Here is a 20295-nt window from a genome sequence, read left to right as displayed (position 1 = left end):
GGACGCCGGGCTCGACCTCGGCAGCATCAGCGGCCGAGCGCCGCCGTCGCGCGGGTCAGCGCTCGGTTGCCGGGCCGAACTCCTGGGCGAACGCGATCCGGCGGCGCTCCTGCTCCACCGGATCGGGCACCGGCAGCGAGGCGATGAGGCGCCTCGTGTACGGGTCCTGCGGATCCTGCAGCACGTCCGGGCCGTGCCCCTGCTCCACGAGACGGCCGCGGTAGAGGACGCCGATGCGGTGGGCGAGGGAGTCGACGACGGCGAGGTCGTGGCTGATGAACAGGGCGGCGAATCCCAGCCGCTCCTGCAGCTCGCGGAAGAGCTCGAGCACCGTGGCCTGCACGGACACGTCGAGCGCACTCGTCGGCTCGTCGGCGATGAGCAGCTCGGGATCCAGCACGAGGGCGCGCGCGAGCGAGACGCGCTGTCGTTGCCCGCCCGAGAGCTCGTGCGGGTAGCGGCGGCGGTGCCCGGCGGGCAGCTCGACGGCCTCGAGCAGCTCCCCCACCTTCTGCGAGCGCGCCTGGGCGGACAGGCCGCGCTCGTGCACGGCGAGCGGCTCGGCGATGCACTCCTCGATGGTCAGGTGCGGGTTGAAGGAGGTCGCGGGGTCCTGGAAGACGAAGCCGATGCGGCGCCGCACGGGCTTGAAGGCCCGCTCGCGCAGGCCCAGCATCTCGTGGCCCAGCACCGTGAGACTGCCGCCCGTCGCCTTCTCCAGGCCCGCGATGGTGCGGCCGATGGTGGTCTTGCCCGAGCCGGACTCCCCCACCAGGCCGAAGACCTCGCCGCGGCGGATGGCGAGGTCCACGCCGTCGACCGCGCGGAAGGCGGGTCGTCCCAGTCGGCCGGGATACTCGATGACCAGGTTCTTCGCGGTCACCAGCGGCTCGGCGGACTCGATCGTCTCCTGCTGCTCGCGGGACAGGGCGCTCCAGGCGCTGCGGCGCCCCAGGTGCGGGACGGCCTCGAGCAGGTTCCGCGTGTACTCCTCGCGGGGCTCGGCGAACAGCTCGCGCACGCCCGCCTGCTCGATGACGCGGCCGTGGTGCATGACGGCCACGCGGTCGGCGAGGTCGGCGACGACCCCCATGTTGTGGGTGATGACGATGATCGAGGTGCCGAAACGGTCGCGCACGTCGCGCAGCAGGTCCAGGATCTCGGCCTGCACGGTGACGTCGAGGGCGGTGGTGGGCTCGTCGGCCACGATGAGCTCCGCCTCGAGGGCCAAGGCCATCGCGATCATGATGCGCTGCTTCTGCCCGCCGGAGAACTCGTGCGGGTAGCGGTCGATGCGCTCGGCCGGGTCGGGGATGCCGACGGCCGTGAGCGCCTCGATCGCCTTCGCGCGGATCTGCTTGCGCGTGAGCTTCGGCTGGTGGGCGCGCAGCCCCTCCCCCATCTGCCACCAGATCGGGAACACCGGGTTCAGTGCGCTCGAGGGCTCCTGGAAGACCATCGACACGTCCTCGCCGCGCAGCGCGCGCAGGCGCGCGCCGCCGAGGCCGACGACGTCGGTGCCGGACACCAGCACGGCGCCGGACTCCTCGGCCGTCTCCGGCAGCAGGCCCAGGATGCTGCGCGCGGTCACGGACTTGCCCGAGCCCGATTCGCCGACGACGGCGAGGATCTCGCCCGGCGCAACCTCGAGACTGACGCCGTCGACCGCGTGGACCTCCCCGGCGTCGGTCGCGAAGGTGACGTCGAGGTCGCGGATCGCCAGACGCGCCGGAGCGCTCGCGGACCCGCTCGTGCGCTCGTCGAGGATCTCGCTCATGCCGTGGCCTCCGTCGAGGTGGTTCCTGCGGGGCCGCCCCGCCGCCTCCGCCGCACGCGCAGGCGCGGGTCGTTGAGGTCGTTGATGGACTCGCCCACCAGGGTCACGCCGAGCACGGCGGCGACGATCGCGAGGCCGGGGAACAGGCCCGTCCACCAGATGCCGGAGGTCGCGTCGGCCATGGCCCGGTTGAGGTCGTAGCCCCACTCGGAGGCGCTCGTCGGCTCGATGCCGAAGCCCAGGAAGCCCAGCGCGGCGAGGGTCAGGATCGCCTCGGAGCTGTTGAGGGTGAAGATCAGCGGCAGGGTGCGGGTGGAGTTGCGCAGCAGGTGGGTGCCCATGATGCGCCGGTGCCCGGTGCCGATGACCTTCGCGGCCTCGACGAAGGGCTCGGCCTTCAGCCGCACCACCTCGGCGCGGATGACCCGGAAGTACTGGGGCACGAACACCACGGTGATCGAGATGGCCGCGGCGAGGATGCCGCCGCCCGCGCTCGACTGGCCGCCGGAGATCACGATCGACATGACGATCGCGAGCAGCAGGGAGGGGAAGGCGTAGATCGCGTCGGCCAGCATCACCAGGATCCGGTCGAGCCAGCCGCCCACGTATCCGGAGATCAGTCCGAGCGCGACCCCGATGAACAGGGACAGCACGACCGCGCAGGCCATCACGGCCACGGCCGTCCGCGTGCCCCAGATGACGCGCGAGAGCACGTCGTAGCCGGCGACGGTGGTGCCCAGCGGATGCGCGCCCGACGGCGGCTGCTGGGTGCCGAAGGAGGCGCCGTCGGCCGAGGTCTCGGCGAAGCCGTAGGGCGCGAGCAGCGGTGCGAACAGCGCCGTGAGGAGCAGGCCGAGCACGAGCACGAGGCCCGCGACGAGCATGCCCCTCTGCAGGCCGACGCTTCGGCGCAGATGGCTGATGATCGGCAGGCGCAGGTACCAGCGCTCGCGGGCCGTGGCGGCGACGACGGCGGCCTCGGCGGCGAGCTCGGTGCCCTCCTGGGCGGAGGGGGACTCGCCGGGAGGCTGGGGCGGGGGGATCGTCATCTCAGTACCTCACTCGGGGGTCGATGAGGGCGGCGATCACGTCGACCAGGAAGTTCGAGATCGCGACGATGACCGCGAGCATCATGACGATGCCCTGCACGGCGACGTAGTCGCGGGCGGTCATGTACTCGGCGAGCATGTAGCCCAGGCCCTTCCACTCGAAGGTGGTCTCGGTGAGCACGGCGCCGCCCAGCATCATCGCGATCTGCATGCCCATCACGGTGATGATCGGGATCAGCGCGGGGCGCAGGGCATGGCGCGTGGTCAGGCGCGACTCCCGCACGCCGCGGGAGCGCGCCGAGTCGACGTAGGGCATCTCGAGGGTGCCGATCATGTTCGTGCGCACCAGGCGCAGGAAGATCCCGCCGGTGAGCAGGCCCAGCGCGATCGCGGGGAGGATCGCGTGGCTGATGACGTCCCAGAGCAGCGAGACGTCCCCCAGGCGGATCGCGTCCAGCAGGTAGAACGGGGTGGGGTTCAGGATCTTCCCCATCGTCAGCTCGCCCCGGCTGGAGATGTGCCCGGCGACCGGGAGCCAGCCCAGGCCCACGGAGAACACGAGCTTGAGCAGCAGCCCCACGAAGAACACCGGGGTCGCGTACCCGAGGATCGCGAGGACGCGCAGGGCGAGGTCGCCCCAGCGGTCCCGGGCGCGGGCCGCGAGCATGCCGAGCGGCACCCCGATAACGAGCGCCACGACCACCGCGTAGATGACGAGCTCCGCGGTCGCCCCGCCGTACTCCGTGAGGATCTTCGCCACGGGCGTGCGGTCGGTGTAGGTGGTGCCGAAGTCGCCGCGGACCACGCCCCACAGGTAGTCGAGGTACTGGATGATCAGCGGCCGGTCGTAGCCGGCCTCGGCGCGGCGCTGGGCGAGCTGATCAGGGGTCAGGCGCCCGCCGAGGGCCGCGGTGATCGGGTCGCCGGTGATCCGCATGAGGAAGAAGACGACCGTCATCAGGATCAGCACGGTGGGGATGATCAGCAGGAAGCGCGTGAGGATGTAGCGGCCCAGTCCCCCGCCGCCGCGCCGGCCGCGGCCGGCGGTCGCGGAGGGGGCCGACGGGCCGGCTCCCCCCGCGGCGGCCGGTTCGTCCGTGGCGCTGCGCGTGAGGTCCGCGGTCACGGGGCGAGCGGCGCGAGGCGGAGCTTGAAGGACGAGTCGAGGGTGACGCCCTGCAGGTCCTTCGTGGACACGGCGATCTGGGCGCCCTGCAGCAGCGGCAGGGTCGAGACGTCCGTGGCCACCTTGTCCTGGATCTCGACGAAGAGCTTCTCGCGCTCGGCGGCGTCCTGGGTGCCGCGCTGCTGCTCGATGAGCTTCTGCACCTCGGCGTTGTCGTAGTGGTTGGCCAGGAAGTTGTCCTTGATGAAGAACGGCGAGAGGTAGTTGTCGGCGTCCGAGTAGTCGGGGAACCAGCCCAGCTGGTACGCCGGGTAGACGTCGGCCACGCGGTCCTTGGAGTACTGGACCCACTCGGTGGACTGCAGGTCCACGGCGAACAGGCCGTCGGCCTCGAGCTGGGACTTCACCGCCGCGTACTCGTCGCCCGAGGAGCTGCCGTAGTGGTCGGGGTTGTACTGCAGGCTGAGCTTCACGGGGGTCTCGACGCCGGCGTCGGACAGGCGCTTCTTCGCCTTGGCCGCGTCGGGCTTGCCCGAGCCGTCGCCGTACATGGTCTTGAACTGGTCGCCCGCGCCCGGCAGACCCTCGGGGATGTATGAGTACAGCGGGGTGTAGGTGTCCTTGTAGACCGAGGTCGCGATCGCCTGGCGATCGATGAGGTCCGCGGCGGCCTGGCGCACGGCCTGGGCCTTCTTCGCGTCCGCGTCCTTCGTCTTCGCGCCGTAGGGCATGGTGTCGAAGTTGAAGACGATGTAGCGGATCTCGCCGCCGGGGCCGTCGTGCACGGCGACCTTCGAGTCCTTCTTGAGGTCCTCGATGTCGGTCGCCGAGAGCGAGCGGAACACGCAGTCGACGTTGCCCTGCTGGATGTCGAGCTTCATGTTGTTCTGGTCGGCGTAGTACTTCAGGGACACGTCCGAGGTCTTCGGCTTCCCGTAGATCCCCTTGTAGTCGTCGAACGCCTGGAAGGCGACCAGCTCGTTGAGCTTCCAGCTGGCGATCTGGTAGGCGCCGCTGAAGGCCTTGCCCTTGACGATCTCGTCGTCCGCGAGGACCTTATCGGCCGGGAAGACGTCCTTGTCGACGATCGGGCCAGCGGGGCTCGTGAGCACGTACGGGAAGGTCTGGTCGTTGGGCTCCTTGAGGTGGAACTCGACGGTGAGATCGTCCTTCGCCTCGACCGATTCGAGGTTCGCGAGCAGGCTCGAGGGGCCGTTGGGGTCCGCGATCGCGAGCTGCCGGTCGAAGGTGTGCTTCACGTCCTCGCTGGTCAGCTCGTTGCCGTTGGCGAAGGTGAGGCCCTCCTGGAGCTTCACGGTGAACACGGTGTCCGAGGAGAACTCGGCGGACTCGGCGAGGTCAGGCTCGGGCTTGCCGTCCTTCGAGCCGATCTTGGTGTTCAGCAGGTACCCGTAGACCTGGGTCCACACCGTCGAGGAGCCGTTGTCGTACGCCGCGGCCGGGTCGAGCGCGGTCACCTTGTCGGTGGTGCCCACGGTGAGAGAGTCCGACGAACCCCCGCCACCGCCGTCGCCGCCGTCGTCGCTGGTCTGGGCGCAGGCGGTCAGCAGCACCGGGACGCCGGCGAGACCGAGCAGCACGGTGCGGCGGCGAGGAGTGAGAGCTGCGTCGAACATGGGGATCCTCCGATGGGGGGTGACGGGGGCGGGGCGGGCGCTGGGCGCGAATGTGACCTGTGCCCCACGGCGCATGGTGGACGGAAACCTAGCACCCGGTGCGCGCGAGGGTCGCGTCCTGTGGACGAAGGGTCGATCCCGTGGCCGAATCGTGACGTGGGACAGCGGCGCCGTCATGATGCGGCACGGGCGTCGCCGCGCGCGGCGGACCGTGTTGCGCGCGGCGACCCGCAGGCGTACTCATGGGGCATGAGCGACTCGCACCCCGTCCCGGATCTCGCGGACGATCGCAACGACTACCTCGGCGGATCCCTGGCCGACGCCGCCCCCGCGGACCCGATGGGGCTGTTCGACGCCTGGATGCAGGAGGCGTTCACGCGCCGCGAGGAGCGCGGCGACCTGCCGGATCCCACGGCGCTCGTGCTCTCCACCGTCGACCGCACCGAGGACGGGGACCCCCGCCCGCGCTCGCGCACCGTGCTGCTGAAGGCGCACGACGCCGCGGGATTCGTGGTCTACACGAACAAGGACTCCGCGAAGGGCGAGCAGATCGCCGCCGACCCGTGGGCGACCATGCTGTTCCCCTGGTACCCGCTGCAGCGGCAGGTGCGGGTCGACGGGCGCATCGAGGACGCGGCCGACGCCGAGTCCGACGCCTACTGGGCGCGTCGACCGCGTGCCTCCCAGCTGGGCGCCTGGGCCTCCCACCAGTCCCGGGAGATCGGCACGCGGGAGGAACTCGACGCGCAGTACGCCGAGGTCGAGGCCCGCTTCTCCGACGAGGAACAGGTCCCCCGCCCTCCGCACTGGGGCGGGTACCGCCTCGTCCCCGACCGCATCGAGTTCTGGCAGGGCCGCGGCGGCCGCATGCACGATCGCATCGTCTACCGGCGGGCCGACGGGGCCGGAGCGACCGACGGTCCGACCGATGGGGCTTGGGAGCGGGTGCGCCTGCAGCCCTGACCGCCTGGGGGCGTCCCGCGGGACCGGTTCGACGGGGCCCCGGGGCCCCGGGACTCCGGGCCCCGGCGCTCACGCTCCGGTATGGCGCGCTCCTCCCCGGGATCCGCCCGCAGTCCGAGCCGCAGACGACCGCGGAGCGATGCGGCGCGCGTCCGCACGGCGCGAGCCTTGAGGCATGTTCTTCGACGACCTGCTCCGCCGCCTCCGCCACCACTCCGACCCCTCCCCCGACGGCCACGCTCCCCGCCCCGCGACCAGCGGGACCTCCCGCACCGGTCGCCCCGATCGCCCCGGTCCCACCAGTCGCACCGGCCGGCCCGCCGCACGGCACCGCGTGTCGTCCACAGGGACGGCACAGCCCGATCACGGGGAGGACGCGGGCCGGGCGCGGGAGGGTCGGGGCATGAGCACGCACCTGATCACCTACCGTCCGCTCGACGCCGCCCTCGGGGAGCCCGGCGCCCTCGACGAGCTGCGCCGGATCCGCGCCGAGCGCAGCGCGGAGGATCGGCGGCGTCAGCGCCTGGCCGCGGCCGCCCTGCGCCACGAGCTCGCCGCCCGCGCGCAGCACCGCTCCGACCGCCGGCGCGCCGCCGGCCGTCACCGGGCGGCCGGTCGCCCCCACCTGCTGCTCTCGGCCTGAGCACGGGCGGGGACGGACTCGGGTCCGGATCGCGCGGTCGTCAGCGCACGGGGGCGCCCGGACCGAGCGGGATCCCCAGCAGCCACCAGGCGAAGAACAGGACGGTCCACGCGAGCGTCATGCACACGGCGAGGGGCAGCGTGAAGGCCGCGAGCGTGCCGATGCCCGCCTTCTTCCGGTACTGCTGGAGGAACCCGAGGGCGAGGACGAAGTAGGGGCTCATCGGCGTGATCGCCGTGGAGCCGGAGTCGGCGATGCGGAACAGCGCCTGCGTGGTCTCGGCCGGGACGTCCACGAGCATCAGCATCGGCACGAGCACCGGAGCTGCGATCGACCACATGGCCGAACCCGAGGTGACCAGGACGTTCACCACCGACAGCAGGGCCAGGACCATGAGGAACACGAGCGGCAGCGGCACGCCCGTGGTCTTGAGGACCTGCGCGGACTCGACGGCGATGACGTCGCCGATGTGGGTCCAGTCGAAGTAGGCCAGGAACTGCGCGATGGAGAAGAACAGCACGAGCACGGGCGCGATCTGCTTGACGCCGCGCGCCATCAGCGCGGGGACGTCGGCCGCCGAGGTGACGGTCCCCGCGAGGACGCCGAAGACGATGCCCGCGAGGGCGAAGGCGAAGCCGACGAGGACCGCGACGCCGTTGAGGAACGGGGAGTCGTCCAGGGTGCCGTCCTCGCCGCGGAGCGGGGACGACGCGGGCACCACCGCGATCGCCACGAGGACCGCGACGACCACGAGGGCGATGATCGCCCACAGCATCGCGCGGCGCTCGCGGGCGGAGATCTCGAGGGACGCCTCGTCGACCTCGGCGTCCTCATCGGCCTCGAGGTCGGGGCGCTTGGCCAGCAGCGTGTTGGTCACCAGGGTGATCACGACGGCCAGCAGCAGCGACGAGGCGATGTTGAAGAACCAGTTGCTGAGCGGGGAGACGTACGCGTCGGGGTCGATGATCCGCGCCGCAGCGGTCGTGATGCCCGCGAAGATCGTGTCGTTCGGGGTGGGGATCGGGCTCGCGTCGTAGCCCGAGGCGATCGAGGTGTACGCGACCACGATCCCGAGGATCGGGGAACGGCCGACGGCGCGGAAGGCGACGCCTCCCAGGGGCACGAGGATCGCGTAGGCGGCGGCGCTCGCGACGTGGGACATGGTGCCGGCGAAGGCGACCGCGAAGACGACAAGCCACGACGGCACGCGCGAGACGCTCACGCGCATGAGCCCGGAGAGGAAGCCCGTGTGCTCGGCGACCGCGACGCCCATGATCACCACGACGATCGTGCCCATCGGGCCGAAGGACGTGAAGTTGTCGATCGCGGTGGACATCGCCATCGCGAGGCCGTCGCCGCTGAGCAGGTTCTCGACGACCACCTTCTTGTCGTCGGCCGGGCTGATCACGGAGACGCCGAGGGCCGACATGACGGCGCTCGCGATCCCGAGGATCCCGGCGAGGATCCAGAACAGCCAGAACGGGTGCGGCAGCGCGTTGCCGACGCGCTCGACGACGCCGAGCACCCGCAGCGTGCGCGGGAGCCGGGTGTCGGCATCGGTGGTGCTCGTGGGTGCGGGAGGGGCGGACGGTGAGATCATGGGATCGACCTCGCTTCGTCGGGGGGTCAGCTCGTGATGGGTGGTGCTGCACGGCGCGCATCCTCGCGCCGACTGCTCAGAGGCGGGACCAGTGCTCCACGAACGCGTCCAGGCGCTCGATGATCCGTGCGAGGATCCGCTCGCCGAGCTCTGCGGTCGCGCGCCGCGGATCGCCGAGCACGCCGTTGGGGCTGAGCTGGTCGTAGGGGCGGGTGAGGGTGGGCTGGGAGAACGAGCGCGCGAGCGCGCTCGTGGGGTCGAGGTCGGCCATCGTGGTGACGCCGGCCTCGAGGAGGTCTTCGCGCACGAGATCGGGGGCGACGTGCAGCATCTGGGAGGTCTCCGCCTCGCCGCAGTGCCCGTGGATCTCGCTCACGCCGGCCTCGCGGACCACGTCACCCGCGAGGGACGTCAGGGGCGACCAGGCGAACTCGAGGTCGCGATCCACGGCGAGCAGATCCTGGGCGACCGTGGTGAGCGCCGCGTTGTTCCCCCCGTGGCCGGTGATCACGAGGATCTTCCGCCACCCCTGCCGGCGCAGGCCGAGGGCGATCTCGCGCACCAGGGCCGTGAAGGTGCTCGTGGTCAGGGTGAGGGTCCCCGCCATAGCGAGGTGGTGCGGGGAGACGCCCACGGGGATGACGGGGCCGATCACGACGTCGCCGGGGCGTCGGCGCGCCAGGTCCTCGCAGACGGCTTCGGCGCGGATCGTGTCGGTGCCCAGCGGCATCGCGGGTCCGTGCTGCTCGAGCGCGCCGGCGGGCACGAGGACGATGTCCCCGGCCCCGGCGCTCCGCCGCGCCTCCTGCGAGGTCATCTCGGCGAGCCGGCGGGCCCGGGTCGGTGCGGCGCTCCGGGGCTGGTTCATGACTGCTCCTCCAGGTGGGCGGTGGCGTCGATCGCGTCGCGGATGTGCTCCAGGTGGTCTCTGGTGAGGCTCTCGGCGGCATTCGCATCGCCCTCGCGGACCGCCCGCAGGATCTCGAGGTGCTCGGCGTGGTCCCAGGCGCGGTCGTCATAGCTGAAGCGGATCTCGACCTGCTCCTGGGAACGGCGCTCGAGCAGGGCGTCGATGGTCTGCACGAGCAGGGCGTTGCCCGTGCACCCCGCGAGCGCCACGTGGAAGTGCTGCTCGGGCCGTCCGGCGGGATCCGGATCGTGCAGCGCGTTCCGCGCCGCGCGCTCCAGGGCGTCGAGGGTCTGCGGCGAGCGGGCACGGGCGGCCTCGGCCGCGATCCCCGGCTCGATCGCCAGGCGCGCAGCGGCGAGCTCGCGCACGGACTCCCGCGTGATCGGGGGCCGATGGGGGTTCACGATGAGCGCGCGCTCGATGCCGGTGCCCACGTAGACGCCCGAGCCGTGGCGCAGCTCGACAACCTTCGACGCCTCGAGACGGCGGAGCGCCTCGCGCAGGGTGGGAACGGTGACCTCGAGGCTCTCGGCGAGCCGACGCGTCGCCGGCATGACGTCGCCGGGGCCGAGCCGCTCGCTGCGGATGCGATCGACGATCTCCTGGGCGAGCTGCTCCGAGAGCGAGAGACGAGGGGTCATGAAGTGACTAGATCACTTGATCGGTCTGTGGGTCAAGTCTCATCGCCCCGGCAACGGGCCCCCGGGGGACGAGGAGTCGCGGTCCCGGACGTCAGGAACTTCGCGCGCGGTCTGCCCTGCGGCGCGGCACCACCATCGGCGTGCCGCTCTGCGGGTCCGCCGCCACCTGGGCGTCGAGGCCGAAGACGTCGGCGAGCAGCTGCTCGTCGAGCACGTCGGCCGGGGCCCCCTGGACCACGAGCCGGCCCTCGTGGAGGACGACGAGCTCGTCGGCGTAGCGGGCGGCCTGGTTCAGGTCGTGGAGGACGGCGAGGACGGTGCGGCCGCTCGCGCGCATGTCCTGGCACAGGTGGAGGACCTCGATCTGATGCGCCACGTCGAGGAAGCTCGTGGGCTCGTCGAGCAGCACGTGGGCCGTCTGCTGAGCGAGCACGAGCGCGATCCACACGCGCTGGCGCTGCCCGCCGGAGAGGTCGGTGACCTGCACGTCCGAGAGCTCGGCCACGCCGGTGGCGGCCATCGCGGCGTCCACGGCCTCGGCGTCGCCCGGGAGCCGACGGCGCAGCGCGGAGCGGTAGGGATGGCGCCCGCGGTCCACGAGGCCGCGGACGGTGATGCCGTCGGGCACGACGGGCTCCTGCGGGAGCATCGCCAGGCGCCTCGCGACCGCCCGGGAGCGCTGGGCGTCCAGCGGCTCCTCGTCCAGGAGGATCCGTCCGGAGCGCACGGGCAGCGTCCGCGCCATGGCCTTCAGCATCGTGGACTTGCCGCAGCCGTTCGGGCCGATCACCGCGGTGAAGCGGCCCGCGGGCACCTCGAGGTCGAGGTCGGAGAGGACCACCTTCTCCCCGTAGCCGACGCTCACGCCCTTGAGGGAGACAGCCGGGGCGGGGGTCGGGGCGGGCGCCGGGACGGGCACAGAGGCGGGGGTCGGGGCGGGCGCCGTCGGCGCGGCGCGCCCCTCGGCCCCGACGGACTCGGATCCGATGCTCATGCGCTGTTCCTCCTCCAGGTGCCGATCAGCAGGATGCCCAGGTAGACGCCGCCGAACGCGGCGGTGATCACGCCCACGGGAAGCCCGTCGAGCAGGGGCACGGCCTGCACGGCGAGGTCGGACACCAGCAGGATCACTGCACCCACGAGTGCGGAGACCAGCAGGTGGGGGCCGGGCAGGCGCAGGGTGCTGCGGGCGATGTGCGGCGCGGCGAGCGCGACGAAGGCGATGGGCCCGGCGACCGCGACGGCCCCCGCGCACAGCAGCACCGACAGGATGATCGCGCTCGTGCGGGTGCGCACGGCGCCGGCGCCGAGGGCGTCGGCCATCTCGTCGCCCATGTCCATGACGGTGAGGTCGTGGCGCAGCAGGCCGGCGAGCGGCGCGCACACCAGCAGGACGATGCCGATCATCGCCGCGTGCTGCATGCTGCGGGAGTTCAAGGAGCCCACGAGCTGCCCGGCGAGCTGGGAGCCGGCGTCGCGCAGGACCACGGCCACCACGTACTGGGTGAGCGCGAGCGCCATCGCGGCCACGCCGATCCCGGCGATGATCAGCCGCGAGGGCGAGGCGAAGCCGCGTCCGGTCGCCGCGTGCACGAGGCCGATCGCGATCGCGGAGCCGGCGAGAGCGCCCATCCAGGTGGGGGCGGGCCCGTCGGAGACGAGGGAGACCAGGGCGATGCCGGCGCCGGCGCCCGCCCCCAGCCCGATCACGTCGGGGCTCCCCAGCGGGTTGCGGGTGACGGTCTGGAAGAGGGCCCCTGCCAGGCCGAGCGCGGCTCCGGCGCCCGCGCCGACGAGCACGCGCGGCCCGCGCATGCGGGTCAGGATGATCTCGGCGCGGCGGTCGCCCCCGCCCTCGAGCACCTTCAGGACGTCCGACGGGCCCACCCCGAGGTCGCCGCGGGCGAGGGTGACGGCGCCGGCCGCGACGGCGATCGCGGCCAGGACGAGAGCGAGCAGCGCGGTGCGCAGCGCCGGCGGGAGCGGAGCCCTGGACGGACGGGTGCCCGAGCGGCGGGCGGCGCGTTCGGCGGGCGGCGCGGAGACGGTGCTCATCGGTCCGTCACCGCCCCGCGGCGCACGGCCAGCAGCAGGAACGGGGCGCCCACGAAGGCGGTGACGACGCCGACCATGAGCTCCTCGGGTCGGATGAGGACGCGCGCGAGGACGTCGGAGGCGACCAGCAGCGCGGCCCCGAGCAGCAGGTTGAGCGGGAGCTGCCAGCGATGGTCGCCGCCGACGATCCCGCGCACGAGGTGCGGCACGGCGAGGCCGACGAAGGCGATGGGACCCGCGGCGGCGGTCGCGCCCGCGGCCAGCAGAGCGGCGGCGACGATTCCGGCGCCGCGCACGAGGCGTACCGGGGAGCCGAGCGAGATCGCGACGTCGTCGCCGAGTGCGAGGGTGTTCAGGGCCGGGGCGACGAGGATCGCCACGAGCAGCCCGCCCAGCAGGACGGGCGCGACGGTCGCCAGGGTGGTGAGATCGGCGCCGGAGAGGGAGCCGACGACCCAGTAGCGGTAGGAGTCGAAGACGGCGGGCATGCGCAGGATGATCCCCTGCACGATGGCGCCCAGCACGGCGCTGACCACGGCACCGGCGAGCACGAGCGGGACGACGGAAGTGGTGCCCGCGGGGCGCGAGACGAGGTGGACGACGAGCACGGCGAGCAGGGCCCCGGGGATCGCGGCGAGCGCCGCGACCTGCGTGCTGACCGTCCCGAGGACGGCGGTGATCAGCACGATCGCGAAGGAGGCGCCGGAGGTGACGCCCAGCAGCCCCGGCTCGCCGAGGGGGTTGCGGGTGAGGGCCTGGATGAGCTGGCCGGAGAGCGCGAGCGCCGCGCCCACGGCGAGTCCGACGAGGGTGCGCACGGTGCGGCCGTGCACGATGAGCTCCATCCGCTCCTCGCCGCGCCCCAGCAGGGCGGCGCGCAGCTGACCGGGGTCGTCGGCCCGGGTGCCGAGGCACACGCTGGCCAGGCACACCGCGAGCACGAGCAGCACGGCGAGCCCGATGGCGGCGAGCGGCGGGATCCGGCGCCTGCCGCCGAGGAGCACCCGCCCCGCGCCGGCGGCGGGGCGGGTGCTCGGATCGGACGAGACCGCGGTGCTCACGTTCAGACCTTCGCGACGGCCTTCTCGATCAGGGGGACGTAGCGCTCGAGCGCCCAGGGGACGGTGAGCGGGTTGATCATCGAGGAGCCCGTGACGAAGGCCTGGTCGGTGGGGGCGACGATCGCGCCCGCCTTGATCGCGGGGATGTCCGCGTACAGCGGCTGCGCCTCGACCTCCTTGCGGTTCTTCTCGTCGGAGTAGAACGTGAAGATGAGGTCGGAGTCGTCGAGCATGTCGGCGTTCTCGAGGCCGATCATGGCGGAGTCCGTGCCCTCGACCTCGTACTTCGAGATCTCGTCCTTGATGGGATCCACGGTGAGGCCCAGCGCGCTGACCATGGCGACGCGCTGCTCGTCGGGGTAGAACACGCCCAGCGTGCCCTTGCCGGAGTTGTAGATGAAGGAGAACGTCACGTCCTCCCATTCCTTCTGCCGGCGGGAGGCGAACTCGTCCTTGATGCCCGCGATGAGCTCGTCGGCCTTCGAGGGCAGGCCGAGGGCAGTGGAGATCGTGGTGATCTGCTGCTCCCAGGTGATCACCCACGCCTCCTTCTCGTAGGCGACGGTGGGGGCGATGTCCTTGAGGACGTCGTACTGCTCCTTGGTGATCCCGGACCAGGGGGCGAGGATCAGATCGGGGGTGAGCGCGAGGATCGCCTCGGTGTCGAGCTCGGTGGAGCCCGTGATGAGCTCCGGCAGCTCGCCCTTCTTCTCGTCGATGGCCTCGTGCACCCACGGCAGCTGGCCGGAGTCGTCGGCGCCCCAGGCGTAGTCCTCGACGCCCACGGGGATGGTGCCCAGCGCGATGCAGGTCTCGGTGGATCCCTGGCCCAGGGTGACGATGCGCTGGGGCTTCTCGGGGATCTCGGCGGTGCCGAGCGCGTGCTCGATGGTGACGGGGAAGGCGCCGTCCTCGGAGTCGCCGCCGGCGTCGGAGGAGGTCTCGTCCGCGGAGGAGGCTCCGCCGCAGGCGGCGAGCGCGAGGCCGATGGGGGCCGCGGCGGCTCCGGCGAGGAGCGAGCGGCGGCTGGGGCGACGGGCGGGATCGGGCCGACGGGCCCCGTCGGCGGACAGGGGCCGGGGCGCGAGGGGGCTGTGAGGGAGGGATCGGCGGGTCATGGCGGTGCGGTCTCCGTTCCTGGTGACTGGGGATGGAGCCGGGCCGCGCATCCGGTGGGGCGTCCGCATGCGGGAGGGTCGACGGCGCCGTCTGCGGTGACCGCCGACGGCAGGTGAGGGTCGACTTCTCCGAGGCTTCGGCGACCCTCACCCTAGAGGGTGGGCGAGGGCCGCCACTATGCCGCCGAGCACGGATGCGGGATGGGTCACACCAGGTCAAGGCGCGCGCAGGCGGGTCAGCCCCGCTCTCCCCCGATCCTCTCGGAGAGCTCGACGAGCCGGTTCGAGAACCCCCACTCGTTGTCGTACCAGGCGAAGACCTTGACCTGGTCGCCCACGGCCTGCGTGAGCGGAGCGTCGAAGACGGCGGAGCGGGGGTCGCCGACGATGTCTGCCGAGACGATCGGCGCCTCCGAGTAGGCGAGGTACCGGGAGAGCCCGGAGCTCCCGGCGGCGGCGCGGAACGCCTCGTTCACCTCGTCGGCGCTCGCGGGCCGCTCGAGCTTCGCGGTGAGGTCGGTGATGGAGCCGATGGGCACGGGCACGCGCAGCGAGGCCGCCGTGAGGCGCCCGTCGAGCCGCGGGATGATCCGGCCGATGGTCTTCCCCGCGCCGGAGGAGGTGGGGATCGTGGAGAGGGCGGCGGCGCGCGCCCGCCGCAGGTCGGAGTGCGGCGCGTCCTGCAGGCGCTGGTCGCTCGTGTACGCGTGGACGGTGGTCATGAGCCCGGACTCGACGCCGAAGGCGTCGTCGAGGACCTTCACCAGGGGCGCGAGGCAGTTGGTCGTGCAGGACCCGTTCGAGAACACGTCGCCCGTGAAGTCCACGTCCGCGTCGTTGACGCCGAGCACGAGCGCGGGCACGTCGCCGTCGGCGGGGGCGGAGATGATCACCTTCCGCGCACCGGCCACGAGGTGCTCGCGGGCGGAGGCCGCATCGGTGAAGCGGCCCGTGGACTCGATGACGACGTCCACGCCGTGCTCGCCCCAGGGGATGCTCCCGGGCTCGCGCTCGGAGCTGACGGGGATGCGCCGTCCGTCCAGCACGATCGCTCCGTCCTCGGCCGCGACGCCGTCGAGACGGCCGTTCAGCGAGTCCCACTCCAGGAGGGTCGCGAGCGTCGCCGCGTCGGCGATGTCGTTGACGGCGACGACCTCCACGTCCGCCGCGGAGGCGAGCGCCGCCCGCAGGTAGGTGCGGCCGATGCGGCCGAATCCGTTGATCCCGATGCGCACGGTCATGACCGGCCTTCTTCCTGATCTCCCCGTTCCCGGGGCGCCCGGGATGCCCGGGCGGAGGGGTCCACGGACGCGCTGGTCGCGTCCAGGAGTGACACGGCGCCGCGGATCGCGGCGTCCATGGGGGCCTGATCGCCCTCGGCGCGGGCGAGCACGTAGCCGCCCTGGATGATGGCCGAGAGCGTGCGGGCGAGGTCCGCGGGGACGACGGTCCCGGGCAGCTCGCCGGCGGCGACGGCGGCGGCGATCGCGTCCTCCCAGCGCCCGAGCATGGTCGCGAAGGCGCCCTGGACGATGCGCGCGAGGTCGGGATCGGTGACCGACTGCGGGTCCTGGGTCATCCGACCGATGCGGCAGCCGCGCGTGCCGGGTCGGGGAAGGCGGAGGTAGGCCTTCATGCGCTCGAGCGGTGTGCCCGCCTCGACGTCCTCGAGCACCGAGGCCTCGTCGGCCATGGTGCCGGAGACGGCGGAGAGGGAGGCGACGGCGAGATCGTGCTTGCCGGTGAAGTGGTGGTACATGCTCCCCTGGCCGACGCCGGCCCTGGACATCACGTCGCGCGGGCTGGTGGCGGCGTAGCCGCGCTCCCACAGCAGCTCGGACATGGCATCGGTCAGCTTCTCTCGCGCTCCCATGCCAGGAGTGTAACAACTAGTATGTACAGAACGCGAGCATTGCTCTTCGAGCAGGTCAACCGCGGATCAGGGACGACCTGCCGACCTGCGGATCCGCTGGCCTGCGGATCAGCCGTCGTCGTTCATCGAGGACGACGCGCGGAGCACCTCGGTGCGCAGCACGTCGATGTCCACATCGCCCTTCACCCCCGCGACCGAGCCGTCGAAGCGGGTCTGCCACAGCGCCCAGTCGCCCTGGACAGGCCGGGAGCCGTCGTTGTACAGCCAGTCGGGCCGGTCCTCGGTGGCGTCGAGTCCGTAGTGGTCGCGCCATTCGCGCGAGGAGTAGAGCACCACGCGGCGACCCCAGGCCTTCTCCACGGCGTCGATGAACGCGGCGACCTCCTCCTTCGCCTGCTTCGCCTCGGGGCGCTTCTCGCAGGCGCCGTCGAACTCGAGGTCCAGGGCGGGCGGCAGGGCGTCGTCGCTCGGCGGCACGGCCGCGAGGAACGCCTTCGCCTGGTCCGCGCCGGACGAGCACAGGGTGAAGTAGTGGTAGGCGCCGGGGGTCACGCCGGCCCCGCGCGCGCCGCGCCAGTTCGCGTTCAGCTGCGGGTCGGTGAAGCCGGTGCCCTCGGTGGCCTTGATGTACGCGAAGGAGATGCCGTCGCCTCGGACGTTCGTCCAGTCGATCTCGCCCTGGTGGGCGGAGACGTCGATGCCGAGGGCCTCCTCGCCGCCGAGGCTCGCGTCCTTCGGCAGCTGGGAGAGCGCCGGGGCGTCGGCCGGGGTGGCGGGGACGCTCATCGCGGAGTCGTCGGCCCCGCCGCCGAGCGCGGCCCCTCCCCCGCCGCCGTGGCGGCCCAGAATCGCGCTGCACGAGATCACGACCAGCAGGATCACGAGCGCGAGGCATCCACCGGCGACGATCTGGCGGCGTCGCACCTGCTCACGGGTGAACTTCCGGCGGGGCCGGGGGCGCGGGCGCACGGCGTCGCCGGGTCGTGGGGAGCGGTCGGGGGGCGGGGAGGACGTCATCGGTCTCGGGGCCTCCGGTGGGGGCGGGTGGCGGGGTGCTCCGGGCGGCCGGGGTCCGGCGCGGGGGTCCGCGCGGACGGGCGGTCCGATGCTCCGGCCGACGGGGTCAGCGGGCGTGCAGCTCGACGAAGGCGCGCAGCAGCTTCGCGGCGTGGTGGACGTCGACGGGGCGCACGCGCTCGATCAGCTCCTCCTCCTCGGCGGGGTCGAAGTAGCCGTTGTCGCGGTAGGCGCGGATGCGGAAGACCAGCCCATCGTTGTCCAGCTCGGGATGGAACTGGGTGGCGTACTGCGAGGTGCCCACGCGGAACATCTGCACGGGGCAGCCCTGGCCGGTGGCCAGCAGCACGGCGTGCTCGGGCAGCACGTGCACGGCCTCCTTGTGGCCCACGAAGGCGAGGAAGCTGTCGGGGACGCCGGAGGCCCTGACCAGCGGGTCCTCACGGCCGGCGTCGGTGAGCTCGACGTCGATGCCGCTCACGGGCTCCCCGTAGGTGCGGTCGACGATCGCGCCCTGGTGGACGCCCAGGGTCCCGACGCCGTAGCAGGCGCCGAAGAAGGGGAAGTCGGCCTCGACGACGCGGTCCAGCAGCTCCCCCAGCTCGCGCTCGGCGCGCACCTGGTCGGGGGATTTCTCGTCGGCGTCGTCCGAGGTGTTGTACGGGCTGCCGCCGACGATGATCCCCGAGATCGCCTCGAGGTCGATGGGCGGCATCGGCGTGCGGTCGAGCTGGATGTGCTGCAGCTGCTCGGGCGCGAGGCCCGTCAGGCGCAGCACGGCCTCGTACTCGGACTGCGCGACCTCGTCCTCGGGACGGGTCGCGATGAGCAGGAACGGTTTCACCCGGTCATTGTCACTCAGGCGCACCGCCCGGAACGGACAGACGGCACATCTCGGCGCGGCGCGGCGTGCGGCCCCTCGGCGTGCGGTCTATTCGCTCGCCATCCTCGGGCGCGCCCCGCTAGCGTCGCCGAGGTGAGCACGCTCCCCTCCACGAACCCCTACGAGGATCCCGAGTCCGCGCGGCTGTACGACGCCGAGAACTCCGGACGCGAGGACGTCGAGTTCTATCGGCGCCTGGCCCGCGAGCTGCGCGACGCCGCGGCGGGCGGGGCCGGCGCGCCCTTCACGGTCCTGGACATCGGCTGCGGCACGGTGGTGCTCGGCGTCGATCTCGCGGCCGACGGCCACCGCGTGATCGGCGTCGACCCCGCCGAGGCGATGCTTCAGATCGCGCGCACGCGCCCCGGCGGCGAGCGCGTGACCTGGATCCTCGGCTCCGCCGACGCCGCGCCGGAGGGCGAGGCGGACCTCGCGGTCATGACCGGGCACGCCGCCCAGCAGATCGTCCCAGCGGACGCGTGGCGCACGCTGCTCAGGGACGCGCATCGAGCGCTGCGGCCGGGCGGGATGCTCGCCTTCGAGAGCCGCGACCCGCGACGGCGGGCGTGGGAGCGCTGGACGCCGGAGAGCACGCGCGGCACCTTCCCCCACCCCGACGGCGGCGAGTTCACCAGCTGGGTCGAGCTCCTCGAGGTCGACGAGAGCGGGGCCGACGGGGTCGTCGAGACCCATCGCGGCGTCACGGAGCGCGAGGGCTCCGCGCGACGCGGCGCCGAGGAGACGCTCATCTTCCGGCCGCTCGACGTGCTGCGCGCGGACCTCGAGTCCGCGGGCTTCGCCGTGGAGCAGGTGTGCGGCGACTGGTCCGGCGGCCCCATCACCGACGCGACCGCCGAGCTGATCCTCCTCGGGCGCCGGCCATGAGCCCGCAGGGCGACCATCGGCCCGATCCCACCCCCGAGACCGGGCCCGAGACCGGGCCGACGCAGGAACCGCGGCCGTCGGACGCGCAGATCCTGGCCGCCCGGGACGCCTGGGCCGAGCGCCTGGGCCTGACGCTGGGCGCGGCGTTCCCCGAGGGGTCGACCGGCTGGGTGGGCGCGGCGACGGGCGCCGGCGGCGAGGACCTGGTGCTCAAGGTCGCGTGGGCGCACGAGGAGGCCCGGGACGAGGCGCTCGTGATGAGCATCTGGTCCGCAGGAAGGGACTCCGGGCGGGATGCGCCTGGCCCGATCGTGCCGCGCGTGCTCGAGGCCCGCCGCGAGGGCGCGCTCAGCGTGCTGCTCATGGAGCGCGTGCGACCCGGCGCGACGCTCGCGCGCAGCGGGCTCCCGCCCCAGCAGGAGGACCAGGTGGTCGCGGGGCTGCTGCGTCGCCTGTGGATCCCCGCCGACGACCTCCCCGGCGCACCCCAGCACGGCTTCCGCCCGCTCGCGCACATGTGCGCCTGGTGGGCCGACGAGGCCGCCGATCGCCTCGCGCGCGACTCCCGCGGTCTGCCGGACGAGCTGGTGCGACGGGGCCTGGACCTGTTCCGCGCGCTCCCCCGCGAGCGCGGCGTCCCGGAGGTGCTGCTCGCGACCGATCTGCACCACCACAACGTGCTCGCTGCGGACGGCGAGGGACCGGACCGCGGCGTTTCCTGGCTGGTCATCGACCCGAAGCCCTACGTGGGCGATCCGCACTACGACCTGCTGCAGCACATGTTCAACGCCGAGGACCGCCTGGTCGAGGACCCGTCGGGCTTCAGCGCCCGCATGGCGCACCTGACCGGCCTCGATCCGGAGAGGACGGCGCGCTGGCTCCTCGCGCGCTGCGTCCAGGAGGCGCCCGGAGCCGACGCCGCCGCCCGCGCGGCGCTGCTCCTCGCGGCCGACGGGGTCTGAGGGGGCGATCGGGCCCGCCGGGTCCGGCTCCTGCGCGGCCCGGCGTGACTCCCGCGTGGCTCTGCAGGGCTCTGCAGGGCTCTGCGCGGCAACTG

General features: G+C 72.8%; 19 protein-coding genes. 4 read left to right on the top strand and 15 right to left on the bottom strand.

Going from position 1 to position 20295, the window contains the following annotated elements:
• Nucleotides 1-55: 55 nt before the first annotated feature.
• From Bra3105_RS12635 to Bra3105_RS12620, 4 genes are read right to left on the bottom strand one after another with little or no spacing between them, the layout of a single operon-like run.
• Nucleotides 56-1777, bottom strand: a complete 1722-nt coding sequence (locus tag Bra3105_RS12635; RefSeq protein WP_228357070.1) for an ABC transporter ATP-binding protein — start codon at nucleotides 1775-1777, stop codon at nucleotides 56-58.
• Nucleotides 1774-2826 carry an ABC transporter permease gene (locus tag Bra3105_RS12630; protein WP_228357069.1) on the bottom strand — a complete coding sequence of 351 codons (1053 nt, stop codon included), beginning with the start codon at nucleotides 2824-2826 and terminating at the stop codon, nucleotides 1774-1776. The genes Bra3105_RS12635 and Bra3105_RS12630 overlap by 4 nt, the downstream gene beginning before the upstream one ends.
• A 1-nt stretch (nucleotide 2827) precedes the next feature.
• Complete coding sequence (locus Bra3105_RS12625) at nucleotides 2828-3952, bottom strand: ABC transporter permease (protein ID WP_407650880.1); 1125 nt, start codon at nucleotides 3950-3952, stop codon at nucleotides 2828-2830.
• Nucleotides 3949-5589 (bottom strand): ABC transporter substrate-binding protein, encoded by a 1641-nt coding sequence (locus tag Bra3105_RS12620; protein WP_228357068.1) that lies wholly within the window; start codon nucleotides 5587-5589, stop codon nucleotides 3949-3951. Before Bra3105_RS12620 ends, Bra3105_RS12625 begins: the two co-directional genes overlap by 4 nt.
• A gap of 249 nt (nucleotides 5590-5838) precedes the next feature.
• On the opposite strand from Bra3105_RS12620, the gene pdxH reads away from it, so the two are divergent.
• Nucleotides 5839-6552 (top strand): pyridoxamine 5'-phosphate oxidase, encoded by a 714-nt coding sequence (gene pdxH / locus Bra3105_RS12615; RefSeq protein ID WP_228357067.1) that lies wholly within the window; start codon nucleotides 5839-5841, stop codon nucleotides 6550-6552.
• 403 nt (nucleotides 6553-6955) lie between these two features.
• Nucleotides 6956-7195 (top strand): hypothetical protein, encoded by a 240-nt coding sequence (locus tag Bra3105_RS12610; protein WP_228357066.1) that lies wholly within the window; start codon nucleotides 6956-6958, stop codon nucleotides 7193-7195.
• Between the two features lie 40 nt (nucleotides 7196-7235).
• On the opposite strand, the gene Bra3105_RS12605 is transcribed toward Bra3105_RS12610, so the two are convergent.
• From Bra3105_RS12605 to Bra3105_RS12555, 11 genes are all read right to left on the bottom strand, one after another.
• Nucleotides 7236-8795: an AbgT family transporter gene (locus tag Bra3105_RS12605; protein WP_228357065.1), complete on the bottom strand. Its 1560-nt coding sequence runs from the start codon at nucleotides 8793-8795 to the stop codon at nucleotides 7236-7238.
• A 76-nt stretch (nucleotides 8796-8871) separates the two neighbouring features.
• Complete coding sequence (locus Bra3105_RS12600) at nucleotides 8872-9663, bottom strand: creatininase family protein (protein WP_228357064.1); 792 nt, start codon at nucleotides 9661-9663, stop codon at nucleotides 8872-8874.
• On the bottom strand, nucleotides 9660-10346 hold the full coding sequence (locus Bra3105_RS12595) for a FadR/GntR family transcriptional regulator (RefSeq protein ID WP_228357063.1): 687 nt from the start codon (nucleotides 10344-10346) through the stop codon (nucleotides 9660-9662). Before Bra3105_RS12595 ends, Bra3105_RS12600 begins: the two co-directional genes overlap by 4 nt.
• A gap of 91 nt (nucleotides 10347-10437) precedes the next feature.
• Nucleotides 10438-11340, bottom strand: a complete 903-nt coding sequence (locus Bra3105_RS12590) for an ABC transporter ATP-binding protein (RefSeq protein ID WP_228357062.1) — start codon at nucleotides 11338-11340, stop codon at nucleotides 10438-10440.
• Nucleotides 11337-12401 (bottom strand): FecCD family ABC transporter permease, encoded by a 1065-nt coding sequence (locus Bra3105_RS12585; RefSeq protein ID WP_228357061.1) that lies wholly within the window; start codon nucleotides 12399-12401, stop codon nucleotides 11337-11339. Before Bra3105_RS12585 ends, Bra3105_RS12590 begins: the two co-directional genes overlap by 4 nt.
• Nucleotides 12398-13462 (bottom strand): FecCD family ABC transporter permease, encoded by a 1065-nt coding sequence (locus tag Bra3105_RS12580; RefSeq protein WP_228357060.1) that lies wholly within the window; start codon nucleotides 13460-13462, stop codon nucleotides 12398-12400. Before Bra3105_RS12580 ends, Bra3105_RS12585 begins: the two co-directional genes overlap by 4 nt.
• Nucleotides 13463-13464: 2 nt before the next feature.
• Nucleotides 13465-14580: an iron-siderophore ABC transporter substrate-binding protein gene (locus Bra3105_RS12575; protein WP_228357059.1), complete on the bottom strand. Its 1116-nt coding sequence runs from the start codon at nucleotides 14578-14580 to the stop codon at nucleotides 13465-13467.
• A 236-nt stretch (nucleotides 14581-14816) separates the two neighbouring features.
• Nucleotides 14817-15821 (bottom strand): type I glyceraldehyde-3-phosphate dehydrogenase, encoded by a 1005-nt coding sequence (gene gap / locus Bra3105_RS12570; protein ID WP_228357058.1) that lies wholly within the window; start codon nucleotides 15819-15821, stop codon nucleotides 14817-14819.
• Entirely contained in the window at nucleotides 15818-16453 is a 636-nt protein-coding gene (locus Bra3105_RS12565) for a TetR/AcrR family transcriptional regulator (RefSeq protein WP_228357057.1), read from the bottom strand. Before Bra3105_RS12565 ends, gap begins: the two co-directional genes overlap by 4 nt.
• 108 nt (nucleotides 16454-16561) lie before the next feature.
• Nucleotides 16562-17422, bottom strand: coding sequence for a GH25 family lysozyme (locus Bra3105_RS12560; RefSeq protein WP_228357056.1), 861 nt, complete (start codon nucleotides 17420-17422; stop codon nucleotides 16562-16564).
• Nucleotides 17423-17576: 154 nt separating this feature from the next.
• The gene (locus tag Bra3105_RS12555) at nucleotides 17577-18314 is read right to left on the bottom strand and encodes a glutamine amidotransferase (RefSeq protein WP_228357055.1); all 738 of its coding nucleotides are present in this window, start codon (nucleotides 18312-18314) and stop codon (nucleotides 17577-17579) included.
• Between the two features lie 132 nt (nucleotides 18315-18446).
• Here Bra3105_RS12555 and Bra3105_RS12550 point away from each other — a divergent pair, with 132 nt between their 5' ends.
• Both Bra3105_RS12550 and Bra3105_RS12545 read left to right on the top strand, forming a co-directional pair.
• Nucleotides 18447-19238: a class I SAM-dependent methyltransferase gene (locus Bra3105_RS12550; RefSeq protein WP_228357054.1), complete on the top strand. Its 792-nt coding sequence runs from the start codon at nucleotides 18447-18449 to the stop codon at nucleotides 19236-19238.
• Nucleotides 19235-20200 carry an aminoglycoside phosphotransferase family protein gene (locus tag Bra3105_RS12545; protein WP_228357053.1) on the top strand — a complete coding sequence of 322 codons (966 nt, stop codon included), beginning with the start codon at nucleotides 19235-19237 and terminating at the stop codon, nucleotides 20198-20200. Before Bra3105_RS12550 ends, Bra3105_RS12545 begins: the two co-directional genes overlap by 4 nt.
• Nucleotides 20201-20295 lie beyond the last annotated feature (95 nt).

The organism is Brachybacterium halotolerans subsp. kimchii, assembly GCF_020792675.1.
GTDB classification, from domain to species: Bacteria; Actinomycetota; Actinomycetes; order Actinomycetales; family Dermabacteraceae; genus Brachybacterium; species Brachybacterium halotolerans.
Note: the sequence above shows the minus strand (reverse complement) of the source record. Positions and strands in the feature narration are given on the sequence as shown.